Annotated in this window: 20 protein-coding genes; 9 read left to right on the forward strand and 11 right to left on the reverse strand. The window is 69.6% G+C overall.

Going from position 1 to position 19,916, the window contains the following annotated elements; translation table 11 throughout:
- Position 1 precedes the first annotated feature (1 nt).
- From selD to BDK89_RS15950, 3 genes are all read right to left on the reverse strand, one after another.
- Entirely contained in the window at positions 2 to 1,024 is a 1,023-nt protein-coding gene (selD, locus tag BDK89_RS15940) for a selenide, water dikinase SelD (RefSeq protein WP_133869895.1), read from the reverse strand.
- A 47-nt stretch (positions 1,025 to 1,071) separates the two neighbouring features.
- Entirely contained in the window at positions 1,072 to 2,274 is a 1,203-nt protein-coding gene (locus tag BDK89_RS15945; RefSeq protein WP_133869896.1) for a hypothetical protein, read from the reverse strand.
- A gap of 61 nt (positions 2,275 to 2,335) precedes the next feature.
- Positions 2,336 to 3,340, reverse strand: a complete 1,005-nt coding sequence (locus BDK89_RS15950) for an NAD(P)H-dependent glycerol-3-phosphate dehydrogenase (RefSeq protein WP_133869897.1) — start codon at positions 3,338 to 3,340, stop codon at positions 2,336 to 2,338.
- Positions 3,341 to 3,403: 63 nt separating this feature from the next.
- Between BDK89_RS15950 and cofC the strand changes: the two genes are divergently transcribed.
- Positions 3,404 to 4,000 (forward strand): 2-phospho-L-lactate guanylyltransferase, encoded by a 597-nt coding sequence (gene cofC / locus BDK89_RS15955; RefSeq protein ID WP_133869898.1) that lies wholly within the window; start codon positions 3,404 to 3,406, stop codon positions 3,998 to 4,000.
- Complete coding sequence (locus BDK89_RS15960; protein WP_133869899.1) at positions 3,997 to 4,764, forward strand: PIG-L deacetylase family protein; 768 nt, start codon at positions 3,997 to 3,999, stop codon at positions 4,762 to 4,764. The genes cofC and BDK89_RS15960 overlap by 4 nt, the downstream gene beginning before the upstream one ends.
- Here BDK89_RS15960 and BDK89_RS15965 read toward each other — a convergent pair.
- Positions 4,742 to 5,518, reverse strand: coding sequence for a polyphosphate polymerase domain-containing protein (locus BDK89_RS15965; RefSeq protein WP_208294097.1), 777 nt, complete (start codon positions 5,516 to 5,518; stop codon positions 4,742 to 4,744). The genes BDK89_RS15960 and BDK89_RS15965 overlap by 23 nt on opposite strands.
- A complete protein-coding gene (locus tag BDK89_RS15970; protein WP_133869900.1) occupies positions 5,515 to 6,102 on the reverse strand; it encodes a DUF4956 domain-containing protein in 588 nt (195 codons plus the stop codon). Before BDK89_RS15970 ends, BDK89_RS15965 begins: the two co-directional genes overlap by 4 nt.
- Positions 6,103 to 6,282: 180 nt before the next feature.
- Between BDK89_RS15970 and BDK89_RS15975 the strand changes: the two genes are divergently transcribed.
- The 3 genes from BDK89_RS15975 (at position 6,283) to BDK89_RS15985 (ending at position 9,940) form a co-directional block, all read left to right on the forward strand.
- Positions 6,283 to 7,767, forward strand: coding sequence for a CotH kinase family protein (locus tag BDK89_RS15975; RefSeq protein ID WP_133869901.1), 1,485 nt, complete (start codon positions 6,283 to 6,285; stop codon positions 7,765 to 7,767).
- Between the two features lie 71 nt (positions 7,768 to 7,838).
- Positions 7,839 to 8,522 (forward strand): response regulator transcription factor, encoded by a 684-nt coding sequence (locus tag BDK89_RS15980; protein WP_133869902.1) that lies wholly within the window; start codon positions 7,839 to 7,841, stop codon positions 8,520 to 8,522.
- Positions 8,522 to 9,940, forward strand: a complete 1,419-nt coding sequence (locus BDK89_RS15985) for a sensor histidine kinase (RefSeq protein WP_133869903.1) — start codon at positions 8,522 to 8,524, stop codon at positions 9,938 to 9,940. The genes BDK89_RS15980 and BDK89_RS15985 overlap by 1 nt, the downstream gene beginning before the upstream one ends.
- Before the next feature lie 72 nt (positions 9,941 to 10,012).
- Here BDK89_RS15985 and BDK89_RS15990 read toward each other — a convergent pair whose 3' ends face one another.
- The 3 genes from BDK89_RS15990 to BDK89_RS16000 all read right to left on the reverse strand — a co-directional run bounded on the left by BDK89_RS15990 (position 10,013) and on the right by BDK89_RS16000 (position 11,414).
- A complete protein-coding gene (locus BDK89_RS15990; protein ID WP_133869904.1) occupies positions 10,013 to 10,525 on the reverse strand; it encodes a histone in 513 nt (170 codons plus the stop codon).
- A 7-nt stretch (positions 10,526 to 10,532) separates the two neighbouring features.
- Positions 10,533 to 10,814, reverse strand: a complete 282-nt coding sequence (locus BDK89_RS15995) for an HU family DNA-binding protein (protein ID WP_133869905.1) — start codon at positions 10,812 to 10,814, stop codon at positions 10,533 to 10,535.
- A 165-nt stretch (positions 10,815 to 10,979) separates the two neighbouring features.
- On the reverse strand, positions 10,980 to 11,414 hold the full coding sequence (locus BDK89_RS16000) for an HIT family protein (protein WP_208294098.1): 435 nt from the start codon (positions 11,412 to 11,414) through the stop codon (positions 10,980 to 10,982).
- Between the two features lie 205 nt (positions 11,415 to 11,619).
- Between BDK89_RS16000 and BDK89_RS16005 the strand changes: the two genes are divergently transcribed.
- Together BDK89_RS16005 and BDK89_RS16010 are read left to right on the forward strand one after the other, a co-directional pair.
- Positions 11,620 to 12,942: a PhoH family protein gene (locus BDK89_RS16005; protein WP_133869906.1), complete on the forward strand. Its 1,323-nt coding sequence runs from the start codon at positions 11,620 to 11,622 to the stop codon at positions 12,940 to 12,942.
- A 51-nt stretch (positions 12,943 to 12,993) separates the two neighbouring features.
- Positions 12,994 to 13,596, forward strand: coding sequence for a 3'-5' exonuclease (locus BDK89_RS16010; RefSeq protein ID WP_166657623.1), 603 nt, complete (start codon positions 12,994 to 12,996; stop codon positions 13,594 to 13,596).
- Here BDK89_RS16010 and BDK89_RS16015 read toward each other — a convergent pair.
- Positions 13,584 to 14,549, reverse strand: a complete 966-nt coding sequence (locus BDK89_RS16015) for a WYL domain-containing protein (RefSeq protein ID WP_133869908.1) — start codon at positions 14,547 to 14,549, stop codon at positions 13,584 to 13,586. The two genes, BDK89_RS16010 and BDK89_RS16015, sit on opposite strands and share 13 nt — an antisense overlap.
- Positions 14,528 to 15,457, reverse strand: a complete 930-nt coding sequence (locus BDK89_RS16020; RefSeq protein WP_133869909.1) for a helix-turn-helix transcriptional regulator — start codon at positions 15,455 to 15,457, stop codon at positions 14,528 to 14,530. Before BDK89_RS16020 ends, BDK89_RS16015 begins: the two co-directional genes overlap by 22 nt.
- Positions 15,458 to 15,514: 57 nt before the next feature.
- Here BDK89_RS16020 and BDK89_RS16025 point away from each other — a divergent pair, with 57 nt between their 5' ends.
- Positions 15,515 to 18,697: an AfsR/SARP family transcriptional regulator gene (locus BDK89_RS16025; protein ID WP_133869910.1), complete on the forward strand. Its 3,183-nt coding sequence runs from the start codon at positions 15,515 to 15,517 to the stop codon at positions 18,695 to 18,697.
- A gap of 67 nt (positions 18,698 to 18,764) precedes the next feature.
- Positions 18,765 to 18,941, forward strand: a complete 177-nt coding sequence (locus tag BDK89_RS21850) for a hypothetical protein (protein WP_166657625.1) — start codon at positions 18,765 to 18,767, stop codon at positions 18,939 to 18,941.
- A 93-nt stretch (positions 18,942 to 19,034) separates the two neighbouring features.
- On the opposite strand, the gene BDK89_RS16030 is transcribed toward BDK89_RS21850, so the two are convergent.
- On the reverse strand, positions 19,035 to 19,898 hold the full coding sequence (locus BDK89_RS16030; RefSeq protein ID WP_133869911.1) for a 3-hydroxybutyryl-CoA dehydrogenase: 864 nt from the start codon (positions 19,896 to 19,898) through the stop codon (positions 19,035 to 19,037).
- Positions 19,899 to 19,916 lie beyond the last annotated feature (18 nt).

Consider the following 19,916-nt stretch of genomic DNA (forward strand, 5'->3'; position numbering starts at 1 on the left):
GTCAGCGCAGGACGAGTCGGGCGTCGCCGGCCTCGACGACGCCGACGCGCCAGAAGCCCTGGGCCTCGAGGTCGGACGCCGCTGCGGCGTCGACGGCCGCGAGCAGCCCGCCGGAGGTCTGCGGATCGAAGCACAACGCCTCGGGTCCGGGCGCCGCCGACGAGTCGAGGTGTCCGGCGAGGTAGTCGCGGTTGCGCGGGTCGCCGCCGGTGCGCTGGCCGTCGTTCGCCGCCTCGAGCGCGCCCGGGTACGTGACGATGCCGGCGGTGTCGACGACGGCGCGGACGCCGGAACGCTCGGCCATCTCCCAGCTGTGGCCGGCCAAGCCGTATCCGGTCACGTCGGTGACGGCGTGCACGGCCCCGTCGAGGGCACGCAACGCCTCGGCAGCGGCACGGTTGATCGTCGTCATGCCGTCGATCGCCACCCGCTTGTCGGCCTCCGTCCCACACGCCAGCGTGAGGCCGGTGCCGACCGGCTTCGACAGCAGCAGCACGTCGCCCGGGCGTGCGCCGGCCTTGCGGAAGATCTTGTCGGGGTGGACGACGCCTTGCACGGCGAGGCCGTAGATGGGCTCGGGGTTGCGGATCGTGTGTCCACCGGCGACGGCGCCGCCCGCCTCGGCCACGACGCGAGCGCCAGCCTCGAAGATCGAGACGATCGCCTCGCGCGGGAAGTCCTCGGGGAACGCTGCGACGTTGATCGCCATGACGACCGAGCCGCCCATCGCGAACACGTCGCTGCACGCGTTGGCGGCGGCGATGGCACCGAAGTCGGCCGGATGGTCGACGAGGGGCGGGAAGAAGTCGGTGGTCGACACCATGGCGACGTCGTCGGACACCTTGTAGATCGCGGCATCGTCGAACGGCGCCAGACCGACCATGAGCGACGGGTCGGTGGGCGCCGGGAACTCGGCGACCAGGTCTTTCAGGAGTGCGGCACCCCACTTGGCGGCGCATCCGCCGCACGAGGTCCACTCGGTGAGCTTGAGCGAGTCGAGCGAGGGCAGATCGGTGAGCGCCATGAATGCAGCCTAGGGCCGACCCACCGCAGGGGTGCCGTCGGGTCGGGTCAGGAGAACGAGCCGCCCTGATCGTCGGGTTGCACCGACGTCGACGTGTGACCGGACCCGTTCGGCGGCGCCGCCCACAAACCCTCACCCGACGGCTCGGCGGTGGCCCAGTCGGGATCCATCACGGGTGCGGTGAGTCGGACCGGCTCGCCGGTCTGCTCCCACAGCACCGCCGGTCGCTCGCCGTGCCAGCGCAGCGCGAACGACACCGTGCTGCCGGCGGCGGTCGGCACGCCGTAGACCTCGACCGACTGGCCGAGCCACGCGTCCGGCAATCCGAACGGGAGCAGTGCGCCGCCGACGGCGAACGACGACTCGAGCCACGCCACGGCCGCGATGCCGTCGGGTGGCGTCGTCGGCCGCTCCGAGGCGACCCGTGATGCCACGCTCTTCGCGAGGTCGCGCCGCGCTCGGTCCTCGCCGGCCGCGGCGAGGACCCGGTCGGTCGCCACGAGCGCGGCGTCGGTGGTCCACGTCGTGCGGTCGGCGAACTGTTCGACGGCACGCACCAACTCCTCCAGCCACGGTCCGGGCTGCTCCCCCATCCGGACGAGTTCGCCGAGCGCGAGCGCGAACGCCTCGGGTTCGTCGTCGGCATCGGGTATCGCCCCGAGCGCCAGCTCGCACCGCAGTGCCGTCACCGTGGCTGCCAGCGACGCGCCGCGTTCGCCGTCGGGCAGCACGAACCGGCTCGCACGCTCCGTCGTCGTGAGCCAGCCGTTCGCGACCTGACGAGCCGCCGGCACGTCCGGCAGACGCTCTGGGGCCGTGCCGTGCGGGATCCCGACGCGCACCGTCGCCTTGTGTCCGAGCGGCAGCACGAACGAGCCGGCGGGCAGTTCGATCCCTTCGATGGGGATGTCGGCAACGGGTCGTTCGGTGACGACGTCGGAGCGGTCGAACGCGACCGCCACCGGGAGCGTCGACTCGTTCTCGACCTCGACGATCGTGAACCCACCGGCGTCGGGCACGCTGTAGACCCGCTGGACGACATCACCGTTCGGGACGCGGACGCGCGTCTCGGTGACCGGCGTACCGTCGATCCGCTGCTGGCGCACGGTCGGCTCGTCGGCGGGCACGTGCCAACGATCGTCGGCCGCGACGAACCAGTCGAGCGGACGGTCGTCGTCCCACGGCTCGATCCGCCCCCACGGCGAGATGGAGGCGCGCCAGGCCGAACCGGTGATACCCGTGGTGATCATCGAAGCTCCTCGGCGCTGGTGTCGGGGCGCCGCACCCGTGTCGTCAGGGGGTCGGGGACGATCAGTCGAACTCGCTCTTGTTGCTGCGCGCCATGACGGCAGCGAGCGCATCGCGTGCGCTGCGGCCCTCGTGGCACACGGCGACGACCTGTTCGGTGATCGGCATCTCGACACCGTATCGGCGAGCCAGCTCGAGCACGCTGGGCGAACTCTTGACGCCCTCGGCGACCATGTTCATCGAGTCGAGGATCTCCTCGATCGACTTGCCTCGACCGAGTTGCAGCCCGACCGAGTTGTTGCGGCTCTGGCTCGACGAGCAGGTGGCGATCAGGTCACCCATGCCGGCGAGCCCGGCAAAGGTGTACGGGTCACCGCCCATCGCCACCCCGAGGCGTGACATCTCGGCCAGTCCGCGCGTGATCAGCGTGGCGCGGGAGTTGTCGCCGAACTCCATCCCCTCGATCATGCCGGCGGCGATGGCGATCACGTTCTTCACCACGCCTGCCACCTCACAGCCGACGACGTCGGGGTTCGTGTAGACACGCAGACTCGGCTGGCTCAGGATCCGTTGGAGTTCGACGGCGATCGTGCTGTCGGGGATGGCCACGACGCTGGCGGCGGGCTGGCCGGCCATGATCTCCTTGGCCAGGTTCGGCCCGGTCATCAACCCGGCAGGACGACCGGGCATCTCGTCGCCGATGATCTCGGTCATCCGTTTCAGGGTGTCGCGCTCGAGCCCCTTCGACAGGCTGACCACCGGGACCCACGGCCGGATGGACCCTGCCGCCTCGGCGGCGATATCGCGGAAGCCGTGCGACGGCACGGCCATCACCAGCACGTCGGCCGACCCGACCGCCTCCTCCATCGAATCGGTGACCTCGAGCTCGTCGGGCAGCCTGAAGCCGGCGAGATAGTCGGGGTTCTCGCGCGTCGACCGCATCGTCTCGACCAGATCGCCGCGGCGAGCCCACAGCGTCGTGGGCGTGTTGACGGCGGCGAGCGATGCGACGGTGGTCCCCCAAGAACCGGCCCCGATCACGGCCACCCGAATCTCGGGAGCGCGCATGGCGGCACTGTAGTTGCGGCTCGACCGTCGTGAACAGACGACGCGCCGCCTAGGGTTCGGCGTGTGGAAGCGGCCGTGCTGGTGCCGATCAAGGCGTTCCGGAACGCCAAGGGCCGCCTGGCCCCGTCGGTGTCACCCGTCGCCCGCGCCGATCTCGCACGGATGATGGCTGCACGCGTCCTCGATGCGGCCCGGCCGTTCACCCCGTTCGTGGTGTGCGACGACGACGAGGTCGCCGACTGGGCCGGGCGTCAGGGCGCGGAGGTGTTGTGGACGCCGGGGCTCGGCCTGAACGGCGCCGTCGACCACGCTTCGGCCGTCGTGGCGGGCAAGGGCTTCGACCACGTGGTGATCGCACACGGCGATCTGCCGCTCGCGACCGGCTTCGAGCACCTGATCGCCGACGGCGTCGTCACCCTCGTTCCCGACCATCGCCTCGACGGGACGAACGTCCAGACACGGCCGGCGTCGACCGACCTCCCCGCCATGTACGGCGCCGGGAGCTTCCGGCATCACCTGGCCGCCGCGCTCGAACGCGATCTCGAGGTCCGGGTCGTCACCGACCCGCGGCTCGCTCGTGACGTCGACACGATCACCGATCTCGACGAGCTCGGGATCGGGCTCGGTGCCGACGGCAACTGGACCGGGCCGGACCGATGAGCACGAACGAGCCCGGCCAACCGCCCATCACCAGCACCTCGTGGACGTCGGCGCTCGACACACCGAGGGTCGCGCTGGCGATCGGCGCACACCCCGACGACGTCGAGTTCGGCGCCGGTGGCACGCTCGCGAAGTGGGCCGACCACGGGTGCGTGGTGCATCACGTGGTGTGCACCGACGGTTCGAAGGGCACGTGGGACGTCGAAGCCGATCTGCCCTCGCTCGTCGAGCGGCGTCAGGGCGAACAACGCGAAGCGGGCCGACGCCTGTCGGGCGAGCGCGCTGGCGAGGTGCGTTTCCTCGGCGCCGTCGACGGCGAACTCGAGCCGACGGTCGAGCACCGGATCGGCATCGTGCGTGCGATCCGCGAGCTCCGACCCGACGTCGTCCTCGGGCACGACCCGTGGAAGCGATACCGGCTGCACCCCGACCACCGGGCCGCCGGGCTGCTCACGTGCGACGCCGTCGTCGCCGCTCGCGACCCACACTTCTTTCCCGACGTCGGCCCGTCACATCATCGCCCGTCGCACCTGTTCCTCTTCGAAGCCGACGAGCCCGACCACGTCGAGGACGTGACCGCCTCGGTCGGCCGCAAGCTCGACGCACTGCACGCCCACGAGAGCCAGTTCGAGTCGACGATGCACGCCGCCGACGCCGCGGAGCTGGCGGCGTTCGACGAGCGCATCACGGCACGACTCGCCGAACTCGGCGCGCCTCACGGCGTCGAGCTGGCCGAGGTGTTCAAGCGGATCTCCGACTTGTGACCATCGAGTCGTCGGGCACGACGTAGCGATCGATCACCCGATGCCACTTGTTCCGTGGCAGTGTCGGCTTCGACATCGCGAGGCCGAGCGCGAACTTGCTGATCGTGAGCGGCCGCCGACCGAGCCGCCAGAGTGCGCGGTCGACGGTGCCCGGTCCGCCCGGCGACTTCGTCTCGACCACGAACCGGTCGCCGATCCCGAACGCCTGGCCGGTCAGGTCGTCGCATCGGAGGTCGGCGTCGATCGTGATCCGCTGATCGCCGACCACGAGGGTCGTCCGGCGGTACCGGGTGCGGAGTACCGGTTCGAGCCGGTCGGCGGTCGCCGGGTCGACCGTCGCCGCGACGAAGGCGAGTGCATCCGGGGTGAGTCGATCGGCGTCCGCCGGGTCGTGACGACGACGCACCTTCTCGTTCTGGCCACGCCGCGTCCGTGTCTTCACTTCCACCCAGCAGGTGTCCTGGTCGACGTAGCGACGCGTCCGAACCTTGAACCGATCGGGACGACGACGCGCAGCACCAAGGTACGAGTCGAGTTCGGGGGTGTCGAAGTAGATCGACTCGTACCCGAAACTGCGCTTGCCGTCGATCTCGAGCACACGGACCGAGGGTCCGAGTTCGCACAACAGCGCAGCGACGTCGCCGGGTTCGAGGACGTACTTGCGGTCGGTTCGGGTCATCAGGGCCGATCCCGAGAGGATCTCGTCGAGGCCGACGGCGTCGGTCCCCCCGACCAGGGCGTCGAGCGGGGTCACGCCGACACCTCGAACTCGGCACGGTGGTACGCCTGGTCCTGGTCGGCTTCCTGGAAGGCGACATCGACCAGGGTCGTGTCGTTCACCAGGTCGACCTTGCGCACGACGACGCGATGCACCGTGCCGCCGAGCAACGCCTCGACGTGTGCCCGGGCACCGGCCTCGGTCGGATGTGCCCGATCGAGCGTCATGAGTTGCTGTCGGTAGCTGCCGAGCAGTCGTCGATGATCACCGATGAAGACGGCGGCCACGACGGCGGCCATCAGCGCCGGGCTGAGCCAGCCGGGATCGACGGGAAAGCCGCCGAGGAGGCCGAGCGCCAACGCGGCGAAGTAGTAGGCGACGTCGTGCTGGGGCATCTCGTTCGAGCGCAGACGGATGATCGACAACACCCCGAACAGGCCGAGTCCGAGTCCGGCGCCGACTTCGGCCGACGACAACGCCTGGGTGAGGGCGAGCACGCCGATGTTGATCACGAGCAGTGCCAGGACCATCTCCCGGCGGCGGTGACGCGGGAAGTACAGACCACCGACGAGGACGGTGATCGCAACGAGATCGGCGGCGAAGAGGAGTGGGAGTGACACGGTGGTCTCCAGAAGGGTCTGAGCGGCCGTCGGGCCGGCTGAACGGAAGGTTGCGACCAGGTGTACGCAACGAACCTGGCAGTTGACCGAGAATCACCCCACAGTTCGGCAGGAACGTTCACGGGAGACTCACAGCGACGTCGCAGCCGGCTCGCATCCGCCGTCGCTTGCATCGTCACCATGTTCGACATCCCCACTTCCCCCCTGCGCCGCGCCGCGGCAGCCGCACTCGCGTTGATCGTGCTGGCCGGCTGCAGCACGGCCGATGTCGCCGCCGACGACGTGACGTCGGGCGCCGCCACGTCCGACGATGCGACGGCAACCACCGACGAGAACGACGGAGCCGACGACGCAGACGTCGTCGTCTCGACCGGCTCGTTCGGTGCCGTCGGCACGCTCGACAGCGCGACCGCCCACTCGATCGAGCTCGAGTTCGACGACGACGACTACTCGGCCATGCTGGCGACCTACACATCGACCGGCGACAAGGAATGGATCGAGGCGACGATCACGATCGACGGTGAAACGTACGAGCAGGTCGGGATCCGGCTCAAGGGCAACTCGTCGCTCCGAGCGGTGGGCTCCGACGACGACCCGGCCACGATCCCGTGGCTGATCAAGCTCGACAAACTCGTCGACGGCCAGAACCACGACGGCCTCACCGACCTCGTGGTCCGGTCGAACTCCACCGAGACGGCGATCAACGAGGCCGTCGCGCTCGAACTGCTGGAGGCCGCCGGACTCGCATCCCAGGATGCGATCTCGGTCGCGTTCAGTGTCAACGGCGGCGATGCGGCGCTCCGACTCGTCATCGAGCATCCGGACGACACCTGGATGTCCGAGGAGTTCGGCGACGACGGAGCGTTGTACAAGGCGGAGAGCACCGGCGACTACTCGTACCGAGGCAACGATCCCGACGCCTACGACGACGTGTTCGACCAGGAGGCGGGCGACGACAACGCCGATCTCGACCCACTGATCGACTTCCTGCAGTTCGTGAACGAGAGCGACGACGAGACCTTCGCCGCCGAGCTGGACGACTGGCTCGACGTGGATGCGTTCGCGACGTACCTGGCAATGCAGGACCTGATCGGCAACTTCGACGACATCGACGGCCCCGGGAACAACTCGTATCTGTTCTACGACACCGAGGCGGAACGGTTCACCGTCGTCGCCTGGGACCACAACCTCGCCTTCGGCGTCCAGAACGTGGGGGACGGTGGCCCCGGCCAGATGCCCGGGGGAGGCGAACGACCCGGCACGGGCGATCTGCCCGAACCCGGCGACATGCCCGGCATGGGCGATCTGCCCGATCCCGGCGACATGCCCGACGTGCGCGATCTGCCCGATCCCGGCGATCTGCCCGACATGGGTGATCTGCCCGACATGGGTGACCGCCCGCAACGGCCCGGCGGCGAGACAGGGGCCGGCGGTGGCGACCCGATGGGCGGCTCGAACGTCCTCGTCGAGCGGTTCACCGCCGTCGACGACTGGAGCCGGCTCGTCGACGAACGAACCACCGAGCTACGAGCGGCGCTGTACGACAGCGGACTCGCCGCCGACATCGTCGCCACGTGGACGGAGACCGTCGTGTCGACCGGTCTCGTCGACCAGGCGACGGCAGACGCCGACGCGGCACAGATCCTCGCGATGGTCGGGTCATGAACACGTCACTCGCAGTCCGTCCCGAGGCAGTTCACAGCGAACTCCCAGACTCGCGTGCCACAGTGAACGACATGCCCGGTCACCACCTGCTCGTCGTCGACGACGAGGACAATCTTCGTTCGATGCTCGCGGCTGCCCTCCAGCACCACGGTTTCGACGTGTCCGAGGCGGCGAACGGACGGGAGGCCCTCGAGGTGATCCCCGCCCGACGGCCCGATCTGATCCTGCTCGACGTCATGATGCCCGAGCTCGACGGGTTCGAGGTGTGCCGGCGCCTGCGAGCCGACGGTGACCGCACGCCGGTGCTGTTCCTCACCGCCCGCGACGCCACGGAGGACAAGGTCCGCGGGCTGACCCTCGGCGGCGACGACTACCTCGAGAAGCCGTTCAGCCTCGACGAGCTGGTCGCCCGCACCGAGGCCGTGCTCCGTCGGACGAGCGCCGACAAGTCGCTCGACCGGATCCACCAGTGCGCCGACCTGCGCATGGACGAGGACGCCCACCGAGTCAGTCGTGGCGGCGTCGACGTGGCGCTGTCGCCCACCGAGTACAACCTCCTCCGGTACCTGCTGGTGAACCAGGGTCGGGTGCTCTCGAAAGCCCAGATCCTCGATCACGTCTGGAAGTACGACTTCGGCGGCGACGGCGGTGTGGTCGAGACCTACATCGGCTATCTACGCCGCAAGCTCGACGACACCGAGCCGAAGCTCATCCACACGATCCGAGGCGTGGGCTACACCCTCCGCGACCATTGATGAACCTGTCGCTCCGTTCGCGTCTGCTCGTCGGTATCGCCGCCGTCGCCGTCGTTCTCCTGGCCGTCTCGGTGGTCGTCACACGCACGACGCGCGACCAGCTGGTCGAACAGGTCGACGACCGGCTGGCAGCGCTCAGCCCGCAGTACGGCGAGCGTTCCGATCCACTCGGTGGCTATCAGCCTCGGCCGGCACAGCCGCCACCGTCGGACTACCGCGAGCGGGTCAGCGACGTCTTCGAAGGGTTCGTGGGCGACAACGGCGAACTGCAGGAGTTCTACCGGCCGACGGCCGGCGACTTCGGCGCGCCGATCATCGACGCCGACGACTTGCCCGAAACGGGCGGCTCGTACTTCTCGGTCGACTCGACGGCGAGCGGCTCGACCTACCGTGTGTACGCACAGCGCGGCGCCGACGGTGTCCTGATCACCGCCGTGCCGATCGACGACCTCGAGGCGACGATCGACCGACTCGTCCTCGTCGAAGTGCTCGGATCACTCGCGATCCTCGGCTCACTCGGGCTCGTCGGGTGGTGGGTGCTCCGCCTCGGTATCCGCCCGATCAAGGACATGACCGAGTCGGCGGAGCGGATCGCCGACGGCGACCTGACCGAGCGGGTTCCCGAAGGCGCTCCCGGCACCGAGGCCGGACAGCTCGCCGACGCGCTCAACCAGATGCTGACGACGATCGAGCGGTCGGTGTCCGATCAGGCGGCGTCGGAGGCCCGACTCCGACGCTTCGTCGCCGATGCATCACACGAACTCCGCACACCGGTCACCACGATCCGCGGCTACGCCGAGCTGTACCGGCACGGCGGACTGGCCGACCAGGAACGGCTCGACGACGCGATGAGGCGGACCGAGCAGGAGGCGGCGCGGATGGCCCGCCTCGTCGAGGACATGCTGACCCTCGCCAAGCTCGACGAGCACCGCCCGCTCGCATTCACGGACATCGACCTCGCGACGATCGGGAGCGACGCCGCCCACGACGGCCGGATCGTCGCCCCCGAGCGGACCTTCGACGTCGAGGCGTCCGGCGACACGACGGTCGTGGGCGACGACGACCGCGTCCGACAGGTCGTCGCCAACGTCGTCGGCAACGCCATCGTGCACACCGATCCCGGGGTCACGATTCACATCTCCGCCGTCGGCGACGATGCAGGAGCGACGTTGACGGTGCGCGACGAAGGGGGCGGCATGCCGCAGGAGATCGCCGACCGGGTGACGGAGCGCTTCTTCCGCGCCGATCCCTCACGAACCCGTCATCGCGGCGGGAGCGGCCTCGGGCTGGCGATCGTCGACGCGACGGTCGCCGCACACGGCGGCACGGTGACGATCGAGTCGGAGCCGGGCGTCGGCACCGCGGTCGCGCTGTGGTTCCCACGTTCGCGACCGACCGAGGCCGAGACCGCGCCGTGAAGACGGCCCCGTAGACGCGACGACGGGGGCGGCTGACGCCGCCCCCGTCGAGGTGCCCGAGTCGGTATCGGGTTACTGCTTCTTGTTGGCCGTCCGCTTGGCGGGGGCCTTCTTCTTGGCAGCTGCCTTCTTCTTGGCCGGTGCCTTGCGGGCAGGGGCCTTCTTCGCAGCTGCCTTCTTCTTGGCCGGCGTCTTCTTGGCGGCGGCCTTCTTGGCGGCAGCCTTCTTCTTCGCCGGGGCCTTCTTGGCAGCTGCCTTCTTCTTGGCCGGCGCCTTGCGGGCGGGGGCCTTCTTCGCAGCTGCCTTCTTCTTGGCGGCGGCCTTCTTCTTGGCCGGCGCCTTCTTCGCCGCCGCCTTCTTCTTGACGGCAGCCTTCTTCTTCGCAGGGGCCTTCTTGGCAGCGGCCTTCTTCGCGGCAGCCTTCTTCTTCGCAGGCGCCTTGGCGGCAGCCTTCTTCTTGGCGGCGGCCTTCTTCTTGGCCGGCGCCTTCTTGGCCGCAGGCTTCTTGGCCGCGGCTTTCTTCTTCGCTGGTGCCTTCTTGGCGGGCGCCTTCTTCTTGGCTGCCGCCTTCTTCGTCGCTGCCATCAGCCGGTCACTTCTTGCCGTTGAGCGTGGTCTTGAGCGTCGAGCTGGCGGTGAACTTCATCGCCTTCGACGCCTTGATCTTCACGGGCTCGCCGGTCTGGGGGTTGCGGCCGGTGCGAGCGGCGCGCTTCGACAGGCTGAACGAGCCGATGCCCGGCCACGACACCTTGTCGTCCTTCTTGACGGTCTTGACGACCGTGTCCCAGTACGCATCGATCGTGCGCTCGGCGTCGGCCTTGGTGACGTCGGCTGCCTTGGCGACGGCCTCGACGAGTTCTGCCTTGGTCATGTGAATTCCTTTTCGGGTCGGTGACGGGGAGCGGTACTTCCACATCCCCGTGCCCCTCGGGCATGGCCCATCAAACGCTTCAAACTACATCCCTGCAACTATCGATGTCGTTGCAGATGCAATCTGTCAATCGTGGGAGCCTTCCCCCGCAACGGTCTGGCGGCGTCACCCGTGTGGAAAATCGGCGAGCCCACGGCGCAGTTCGGCTGCTGTCGCAACCGCCTGACCTGGCTCGTACCGACGACGCGGCCAGAAGAAGCCACGCAGCCCGTCGCCCTTCGAGCGCGGCACCACGTGCACGTGCAGATGGGCGACGCTCTGGCTCACGGTGTTGTTGTTCGCGACGAAGGTGCCCTGTGCTCCGAGCAGCTCAGGCAACCGGGCCGAGACGTGCTGGACACGCCGGTAGAACGGCCCGACGAGATCGTCCGGCAGATCGGCGAGCGTCACCACGTGCGTCGCCGGCACCATCAGGACGTGCCCGACGAACAGCGGCGAATGGTCGAGGAAGCCCACGGCGACGTCGTCGCGATACACCACGACGTCCTCGTCGCTCCCCCCGATGATCCCGCAGAACACACATGCCGAGGTCGTCCCCACGACCGTGCACCGTACCGTCGGCCATCGCCCCAGGTCAGGGCACAATCTCGATCGATCCACCGATCGGTCGCGGCGAGCCTGCTACAACTGGCCCCGTTGATGGGACCAGCTCTCTCCACGCAGGGACATCCGCCTGCATGACCAGTCAGGGGTAACCGTGACCGACCTCCTTGGGCATGACCACGCCGCGCACGCCGTGGAGGAGGTGACCAGTCCCCCCACCACGAGGATCGTCTTCGACACCTCGGTCCTGGTGGCCGATCCGCACTGCGTGCAGGCCTACGCCGACCAGGCGATCGTCATCCCCCTCACCGTCGTCGAGGAGCTCGACGGGCTCAAGACCCGCCCCGACGACGTCGGCCGCGCCGCACGCACGGCGCTGCGCACGCTCGAGGAACTGCGGGTGCAGCACGGAGGTTCGCTCGCCGATCCGGTGCCGCTCAACGGCGGCACCCTCCAGATCGAGATCAACGGGATCCAGAAGCACCTCCTCGTCGAGCACGGGCTCGACCCGGCCGTCCCCGACAACCGGATCATCGGCGCCGCGCTGGGCCAGCGCAACCACGGGCCGACCACGATCATCTCGAACGACGCAGCACTCCGGATCAAGGCCGCTCACCTGGGCGTCGATGCCGCGGCCCACGAGCCGGCTCGGGCCCGCACCGATCGCCCGAGCGGTTGGACGGTCCTCGACGTCAACTACGAGGTCGTCGACTGTCTCTACGCCGCGAACGCGGTCGAGGCCGAGGCGCTGGGCGACGACGCCGACCTCGTCAGCGAGAACGAGTTCGCCGTCGTCCGGTCGGGTTCGCAGTCGGCGCTCGCCCGTCGCATGGGCGACGACCTCCGCCTGCTCGCTCATGCCACGCCCGAGCCGTGGGGTCTCCACCCCCGCAACAAGGAGCAGCGGTTCGCGCTCGAACTGTTGCTCGACCCCGACATCTCGGTGGTCGCGCTCGACGGTCGTGCCGGCACCGGCAAGACGATCCTGGCGATCGCCGCCGCACTCGAACAGGTCGTCGAGCAGCGCCTGTACGAGCGGGTCGCGATCTACCGCCCCCTCGTCCCGGTCGGTCGGGCCGACGTCGGGTTCCTCCCCGGCGGGCTCGAGGAGAAGCTCGACCCGTGGATGTCGGCGATCCACGACGCCATCGTCGCCCTCACCGATCGCAACAGCAGCCACGACGCCAAGCGCTTGATCGACGACCTCACCGCTCGCGGCCAGCTGAGCCTCGAGTCGGTCACCTTCCTGCGCGGCCGATCGCTCCAGCGTCAGATCGTCGTCATCGACGAGGCTCAGAACCTCGAACCGACCACACTGCGGACGATCCTCACCCGGATCGGCGACGGCACGAAGGTCGTGTTCACCGGCGATACCAGCCAGATCGACGCGCCATACCTCGGCGAGACGAACAACGCCCTGGCCGTCCTGACGAACGCATTCGGCGGTCAGCCGTGTTTCGGACACATCACCTTGACGGCGTGCGAACGCAGCAGCGTCGCCAGCCTCGCGGCCGAGCTGCTCTGACTGCTCCGACCGGCCGGGGTGATGTCACACCCTCCGGTTAGGTTGGACGGCGTGGTGACCGCCGATGACCGCCCCGACGAACCGTCGAGCGTCGACGGCGCGCTGCCGGTCTTCTCGGTCGTCGACATCGAGACCTCCGGGCTGTCGACCAGCCGGCACCGCATCCTGCAGATCGCCGTGGCCCGCGTCGACGACGGCGAGGTCGTCGACGAATGGTCGTCGCTGGTGAAGCTCAAGTGGCCGTGGCAGCGGGTCGGCCCACGGCGGGTGCACGGCATCTCCCGGCGCGACCTCAAGGGTGCACCCGACGCCACCTCGGTGCTCGCCGAGTTCGCCGCACGCACCGACGGCACGGTGCTCGTCGCGCACAACATGAGCTTCGACTGGGGCTTCATCGAGCGCGCCGCCCGGGCGTACCGGGTCGATCTCACACCACCGCCGCGGGTGTGCACCCTGTGGCTCTCGCGGCGCCTCGACCCCGACCGCCGGCAGTCGCACCGGCTCGCCGACCTCTGCGACCGGTACGGCATCGACAACGACCGCCCTCACGACGCACGATTCGACGCACGCGCCACGGCACTCGTGCTCCCCAAGCTGCTGGCCGACCACGGCATCACCGACGCCCACGGCCTTGCGCCGTTCTACGAGCGATAGCGCGCCAGCACGCTGCGGGCGGCCTCGCGCACGGCGTCGGCCAGGTCGGCCGGCTCGACGATCTCGGCGCCCGGCCCCAGACGCAGCATCGTCCGCACGAACCAGCGCAGGCTGGCGACGGGCAGGGTCGCCTCGACCCAGCCGTCCGCGTCGGGTTCACCGACGGCGTCGAACGGATATCGCTCCACGATCCAGAGAGCGTCCGGAGCGAGCCGCACGATCGCACGCGGGATGTCGGCGTCGACGAACCACTCGCCGGGCGTCGGGAGCGCTCCGTCGCCGGCGACGCCGGTCTCACCCGTCGACTCGACCGACTCGATCCGGTCGATCCGGAACGTCCGCACCTCGCCCGACCGATCGTCGTCGGCGCTCACGTACCACTCGCCCCGATCCGTGAACAGCTGACGGGGGACGATCGATCGCTCGGTGACCTCGTCGCGCGAGGCGCTCCAGTAGTCGATCCGGAGTCGCTCGGCAGCGGCGATCGCGTCGGCGAGCCGATCCGCCGACTCGGGCCGCTCGAGCTCGACACGGATCCGGTTCGTGTCGTCCTCGCCGAGGGCACGGGCCAGCTTGTCGAGTCCTCGGCCGAGCGGGCCGTCGGGATCGGCCCCGGGCAGTTGCATCGCCGCACGTCCGGCCGCGAGCAGCTCCCAGGCCTCGACCGAGTTCAGACGCAATGGCCGCGTGAACAGGCGCGGCACGCCGACCCAGATCATTCCGTCGTCGATGAAGACGTCGATCATTTCGTCGACGAACGGAGGGAGACCACACATCGCTGCGAGCTCGAGGTCGCGGGCGACGTCGTTCTCACTCAGGCCGAAGTGGTCGGCGGCCTCCGCCACGGGCACCTCGCCGCGCTCCATCAGCCACGGCAGCATGACGAGCAACCGACGAAGTCGATCTTCGGCCCCACGTGGCCCTCGTCGGCTCATGCCATCGCCTCCAGCCATCCGATCACGTCGGCTCGCACGTCGTCCGGGCCGAGGACTTCTGCGTGGTCGACGAATCCGAGCACCCACGACCGAAACGCCGGGAGGTTCGCACACGGCACGCGGACGACGACCGCGCCGTCGTCGGTGCGGTCGAGCACTCGATCGTCGCCGAGTTCGCGGATCACGGTCGCGGCACGTCCGACGTCGATCCGGACCGTCGCCTCGGTCACGTCACCGGACGCCCCGATCAGCTTCGGATCGTCGGGCACGGCGTCGCGCGGGTCGAAGTCGTCCGGCCGGGTGACCGTGGCCGGCCCGTCGAGCGTCACGTCGCCGACGATCCGGTCGATCCGGTACGTTCGGCGGGCGTCCCGCTCGTGATCGTGTCCGACCAGGTACCAGAAGCCCGAACGGAGCAGCACGCCCCACGGGTCGACCCGACGGTCGACGTCGCGGTACCGGAACCGGACCGACGAGCCGCCCGACACCGCTTCGCGCAGTGCCGGGAGTGCTGCGGCGTCGGGCACGACGGCGGCGACGGCTGCCCCGCTGTCGAGCACACCGCCGCCGATCTTCCACATCGCCTCCTGGCCGCTCGACGATCCGGGGCGGGTCGCGGCCATCGCCACCTGGAGCGCCCGGGTCTCGTCGGGGTCGAGTTCGAGGCCCTGGAGCTCGTAGCGGTCACGGTCGATCCAGTAGCGGGTCTGGCCGGCTTGATCGGTGCCGCTCAGGATCTCCTGCTCGATCGGCACGCCGATGTCGCGCAGCGCCGCCTTGTCACGCTCGAACGCGCCACGTCGTGCGCCGGCCTTGTCGGGATACTGCCCGACGAGTTCGTCGGCGATCTGGGTGAGGCTCAACGGTTGGCGCGTCTCGAGGAGCAGCGCCAACAGGTTGGTCAGACGTTCGACTCGGTCGGCCATGGCCCCCTTTGTCTAGCGGGTCGAACCGACCCACCGCACCGTGCTAGAACCGGAGGGATGCCAGTGGCGGCTGCATGGCCGCAGCTGACGGTCCTGAGCGGACCGTCGGGTGCGGGGAAGACCCACCTCGCGCGCGCCTCGGTCCGGGCCGATCGGTCGGTCACCGTGTCGCTCCGGCGGCTCCACGACGGCTCCGAACTCCCGCCGATCATCGTGCAGGCGCTCAAGGCGCGGGTGCCGTCGCTCCCCGGCTGGTTGTCGGCCGCGGTCGGGCCGTCGTGCGGCCCCGTCAGCGACACGGCACCGCAACGACGGTTCGAACAGCTCGGGGCCCTCATCGGGCAGGAGCTGCAACACCACCTGCACCGTCCGACCACCCTCGTCATCGACGAGCTCGAGCACGCCGACGCCGACATCGGTGCGATGCGATTCATCGAGACGATCGTCCGGACGGCCCCTGCCGCGCTGTCGATCGTGCTGATCACCCGGACCGACATCCCGTTCTCGGTGAAGCGTCTCAGCGCCGACGACCGGGTGCTCGAGATCGGCCCCGACGACCTCCGCCTCGGCGACGACGAGCTGGCGGCGATCGTGACCGATCGCCGGCCCGATCTGGACGCGTACGCGACGGAGATCGCCGCGCTCTCGGCCGGCCGACCCGGCCTGGCCCTCGCCGGTGGGGCCCTCCTCGCCGCCCTGCCCCCCGACGAACGGGCTGCGGCGCTGCGGGCCGTCGCCGCTGCCGACGATGTGGAACACGAGCTCACCGTCCGCCAGATGGCCGTGCTCGACGACGAGCGCCGCCGGATCCTGGGCGACGTCTGGGTGCTGGGAAGCGCCACCGCCGACGAACTCACCCGGGCGGGCGACGCCGACGCAGCGAAACTCCTGCCGTCGCTGCTCGACGATGCGCTCGTCGAGCGGACGTTCGAAGTAGGCGAGCGGGTCAGGCCGAGCCGGCGCGTCGAGCCGTTCGTCCGGCCCGGCGCCGCTCGGCGCGTCGAACTCGCCGACACCGCCGTCCACATCGCCGTCGGTCGAGGCGATGCCGTCGCCGCGCTCCGGATCGCACGCCGGGCCGGCGACGACGCCGTCCTCCGCGACACCGTGTCCCGGTTCGGCCTGGCCGCCGTCGACGCCGGCGGCGGTCGTCTCGTGCTCGACACGATCGACCGCCTCGACGATCCGACCCTGAGCGGGATCGCCGGCCGAGCCGCCCAAGCGCTCGGCGACTGGAGCCGCGCCGTCGACGAGTACGAGCGAGCCGCAGCGGTCGCCGTCCGGCCCGGCGACGCCTGGCGACACGGGCTGATCTCGCACTTCCGCGGCGATTCGAGAACGGCCGGTGCCGTGTATCAGCGTGGCATCGGCGTCGCCCTCCCCGACGACGACCCCGCCGAGCTCGCCCGCTTGATCGGGTACGGCGGTTCGGTGTCGTGGCTCGCCGGCGACGTCGAGTCGGCCCGATCCGCCGCCGAGGAGTCCCTGGAGCTCGCGACGTCGGTCGGTGACGACGGTGCCTTGGCCGTCGCCTACACGCTGGCGGCGATGGTGTCGGCGAGCGACGGCGACCGGGTGAGCAACGATTGGCACTATGTCCGGGCACTCCAACACGCCGAGCGGGCCCCCGACCTGCTCCAGATCGCCCGTATCCGCTCCAACCGGGGCTCACGGCTCATGGAGGAGGGCGAGTACGAAGCAGCCCTCGACGAACTCGACGAGGCGGTGCGCTACGCCGAGGCCGGCGGCTTCGACGGCATGCTGGCACTCGCGCTGACGAACCGAGGAGAGGTCACGACCAAGCTGGGTCGCCTCGACGACGCACGGAACGATCTCACGGTCGCGTCGGAGCACCTCCAGCGGCACGGCACCCCGATGGTGGCCTACCCGCTCGTCCAGCTCGCCCGGCTGTACACGATCCGGGGCGATCTCGAGCAGGCACGCGGGGCGTGCGAACGGGCCCTGGCGCTGACCGAAGGAACCGACGACCTGCAGATCGAAGTGGCCGCGCTGAACCAGCTCGCCTCGACGCTCGCCACGATCGACCCCGATGCGGCGTGGGAGCACGCGCAGCGCGCCACGAGCATCGCGCCGGTCTCGCTCGACGCCGCCGAGGCCTGGACCGTGTTGGCTCGCCTCGCCGTGGCCCGCGACGACGTCGACACCGCCCGACAGGCAGCCGAACGCGCCGCCGAGCTCGCACGCAACCGCCGGGATCGCTACGTGCTCGGGATCGCGCTCGAGACACAGGCCACCGTCGAAAGCGATCCGGCGGCGCGACGGCGCCTGCTCGACGAGGCCTTCAACCTGTTCGACGAACTCGGTTGTCCGATCGAGAGCGGCCGGGTCGAGCTCGGTCTCGCCGAGCTGCGCCTCGACGCGCTCGCCGTGGCCCGGGTGGCGGCGGTCGCCGAGCAAGCACGACGGATCGGGGCGCGTCCACTCCTGGCCCAGGCCGAAGATCTGCTCGACCGACACGACTCGGCGACCGACAGTGCGCTCTCGGTCACGGCACTGGGGACGTTCTCGGTGGCGCTGCGGGGCGAACCGATCCCGGTGAAGCGCTGGCAGTCGAAGAAGGCTCGCGATCTGTTCAAGATGCTCGTGTGCCTCCGGGGCCGGCCGCTCCCCCGCGACATCGCGCTCGAGCGCCTGTGGCCCGACGACGACCCGGCGAAGGCGTCGAGCAAGCTGTCGGTCGCGCTGGCGACGATGCGGTCGGTGCTCGACCCCGACAAGGAGTTCGGCGCCGACCACTATGTCCGCGCCGAGGGCGATGCGATCGTGCTCGATCCCGACACGGTCCCGACCGACATCGACCAGTTCCTGGCCGGGGCATCGACGGCGCTCGCCGAACTCCGTCGCCAGCGTGGTGAACGCACCGTGGCGATGCTGGCCACGGTCGAGGCGAGGTACCAGGGCGACGTGTTCGAGGACGACCCCTACGTCGACTGGTTCGTGCCCCTGCGCGAAGAGGCACGCGCGGTCTACCTGAACGTCACACGGGAGCTGGCGGCGATCCGCGCCGCGTCCGACGATCTCGACGACGCCATCCGGCTGTATCTCCGACTGCTCGAGCGGGAGCCCTACGACGAAGCCGCCCACGTCGACCTCGTCCGGGCGCTGTCGAAGGTCGGGCGACACGGTGACGCTCGTCGGCGCTACCAGCACTACGCCGACCGGATGCGCGAACTCGACCTCGAGCCGCGCAGTTTCGCCGCCGCCATCGGTGGCGAGTGACCGCACGATCCCGGCCGCCCGAAACTCGTTCCAAGATCACCCGAAGGTGGATCGCGAGAGTGGTGACGTGCATACGTTCGTCGTCCGCATCGCCCCGGCCACCGATCCCGCCGACGCATGGCACGGTGTCGTTCGTCGAGTCGCCGACGGCGAGGAGACGCCGTTCCACGGCGCCGACGAACTGCTGGCGCTGATGAGCGCCGACCGGGAGCCCCCCGACCCGCGCACCGACAGCGTCGGTTGATGTCAGACATCAACCGACTGATCGGCGGGTCACACCCTCGACGACCTGGTCGGTTGATGTCTGACATCAACCGACATCAACCGACCGGCGGGATCAGCGGGCGTAGTCGTAGAAGCCGCGGCCGGCCTTGCGACCGAGCAAGCCGGCGTCGACCATGCGCGACAGCAGCGGCGGCGGGGCGTAGAGCGGCTCCTTGAACTCCTCGTAGAGGCTCTCGGCGACCGCCAGCGTCGTGTCGAGGCCGATCAGGTCGGTCAGGCGCAGCGGTCCCATCGGATGGCTGCAGCCCTCGACCATGCCGGTGTCGATGTCTTCTTTCGACGCGAAGCCCGACTCCATCATGCGGATCGCCGACAGGAGGTACGGGATAAGCAGGGCGTTCACGATGAAGCCGGCGCGATCTTGGCTCTGCACGACGTGCTTGTCGAGGACGTCGGTGGCGAAACGCTCCGATCGCTCGGTCGTGTCGGGGCTGGTCATCAGGCTGGTCACGAGTTCGACGAGCTTGAGGACCGGCACCGGGTTGAAGAAGTGGATCCCGATGACCTGTTCCGGGCGGCTCGTGGCCGTGCCGAGCTTCATGATCGGGATCGAGCTCGTGTTGCTGGCGAGGATCGCATCGTCGGCGGCGAGCACGGCGTCGAGCTGCTTGAAGATGTCGACCTTCATCGCCTCGTCCTCGACGACCGCCTCGACGACGAGCTGGCGGTCGGCGAGTTCGGCCATCTCGGTGGTGAAGCCGAGTCGGGCGACGGCGCCGTCGCGCTCGTCCTCGGTCAGCTTGCCGGCGCTCAGACCACGGTCGAGCGACTTCACGAGTCGGGCCCGGCCGGCCTCGGCCGCTTCCTGGGTCACCTCGCGCACCATCACGTCGAGCCCGGCCCGCGCACACACCTCGGCGATACCGGATCCCATCAGGCCGCAGCCGACCACACCAACACGTTCGATCGTCGTCATACCCCCGATTGAACCACG

The organism is Ilumatobacter fluminis (assembly GCF_004364865.1).
Lineage (GTDB): Bacteria > Actinomycetota > Acidimicrobiia > Acidimicrobiales > Ilumatobacteraceae > Ilumatobacter > Ilumatobacter fluminis.

Coding starts and splice junctions, on each gene's coding strand:
- BDK89_RS15960 (WP_133869899.1), top strand. CDS start 3,997: ATGAGCACGAACGAGCCCGGCCAACCGCCCATCACCAGCACCTCGTGG.
- BDK89_RS15975 (WP_133869901.1), top strand. CDS start 6,283: ATGTTCGACATCCCCACTTCCCCCCTGCGCCGCGCCGCGGCAGCCGCA.
- BDK89_RS15980 (WP_133869902.1), top strand. CDS start 7,839: ATGCCCGGTCACCACCTGCTCGTCGTCGACGACGAGGACAATCTTCGT.
- BDK89_RS16015 (WP_133869908.1), bottom strand. CDS start 14,549: ATGGCTGGAGGCGATGGCATGAGCCGACGAGGGCCACGTGGGGCCGAA.
- selD (WP_133869895.1), bottom strand. CDS start 1,024: ATGGCGCTCACCGATCTGCCCTCGCTCGACTCGCTCAAGCTCACCGAG.
- BDK89_RS16030 (WP_133869911.1), bottom strand. CDS start 19,898: ATGACGACGATCGAACGTGTTGGTGTGGTCGGCTGCGGCCTGATGGGA.
- BDK89_RS15950 (WP_133869897.1), bottom strand. CDS start 3,340: ATGCGCGCTCCCGAGATTCGGGTGGCCGTGATCGGGGCCGGTTCTTGG.
- BDK89_RS16020 (WP_133869909.1), bottom strand. CDS start 15,457: ATGGCCGACCGAGTCGAACGTCTGACCAACCTGTTGGCGCTGCTCCTC.
- BDK89_RS15985 (WP_133869903.1), top strand. CDS start 8,522: ATGAACCTGTCGCTCCGTTCGCGTCTGCTCGTCGGTATCGCCGCCGTC.
- BDK89_RS15990 (WP_133869904.1), bottom strand. CDS start 10,525: ATGGCAGCGACGAAGAAGGCGGCAGCCAAGAAGAAGGCGCCCGCCAAG.
- BDK89_RS15945 (WP_133869896.1), bottom strand. CDS start 2,274: ATGATCACCACGGGTATCACCGGTTCGGCCTGGCGCGCCTCCATCTCG.
- BDK89_RS15995 (WP_133869905.1), bottom strand. CDS start 10,814: ATGACCAAGGCAGAACTCGTCGAGGCCGTCGCCAAGGCAGCCGACGTC.
- BDK89_RS16025 (WP_133869910.1), top strand. CDS start 15,515: ATGCCAGTGGCGGCTGCATGGCCGCAGCTGACGGTCCTGAGCGGACCG.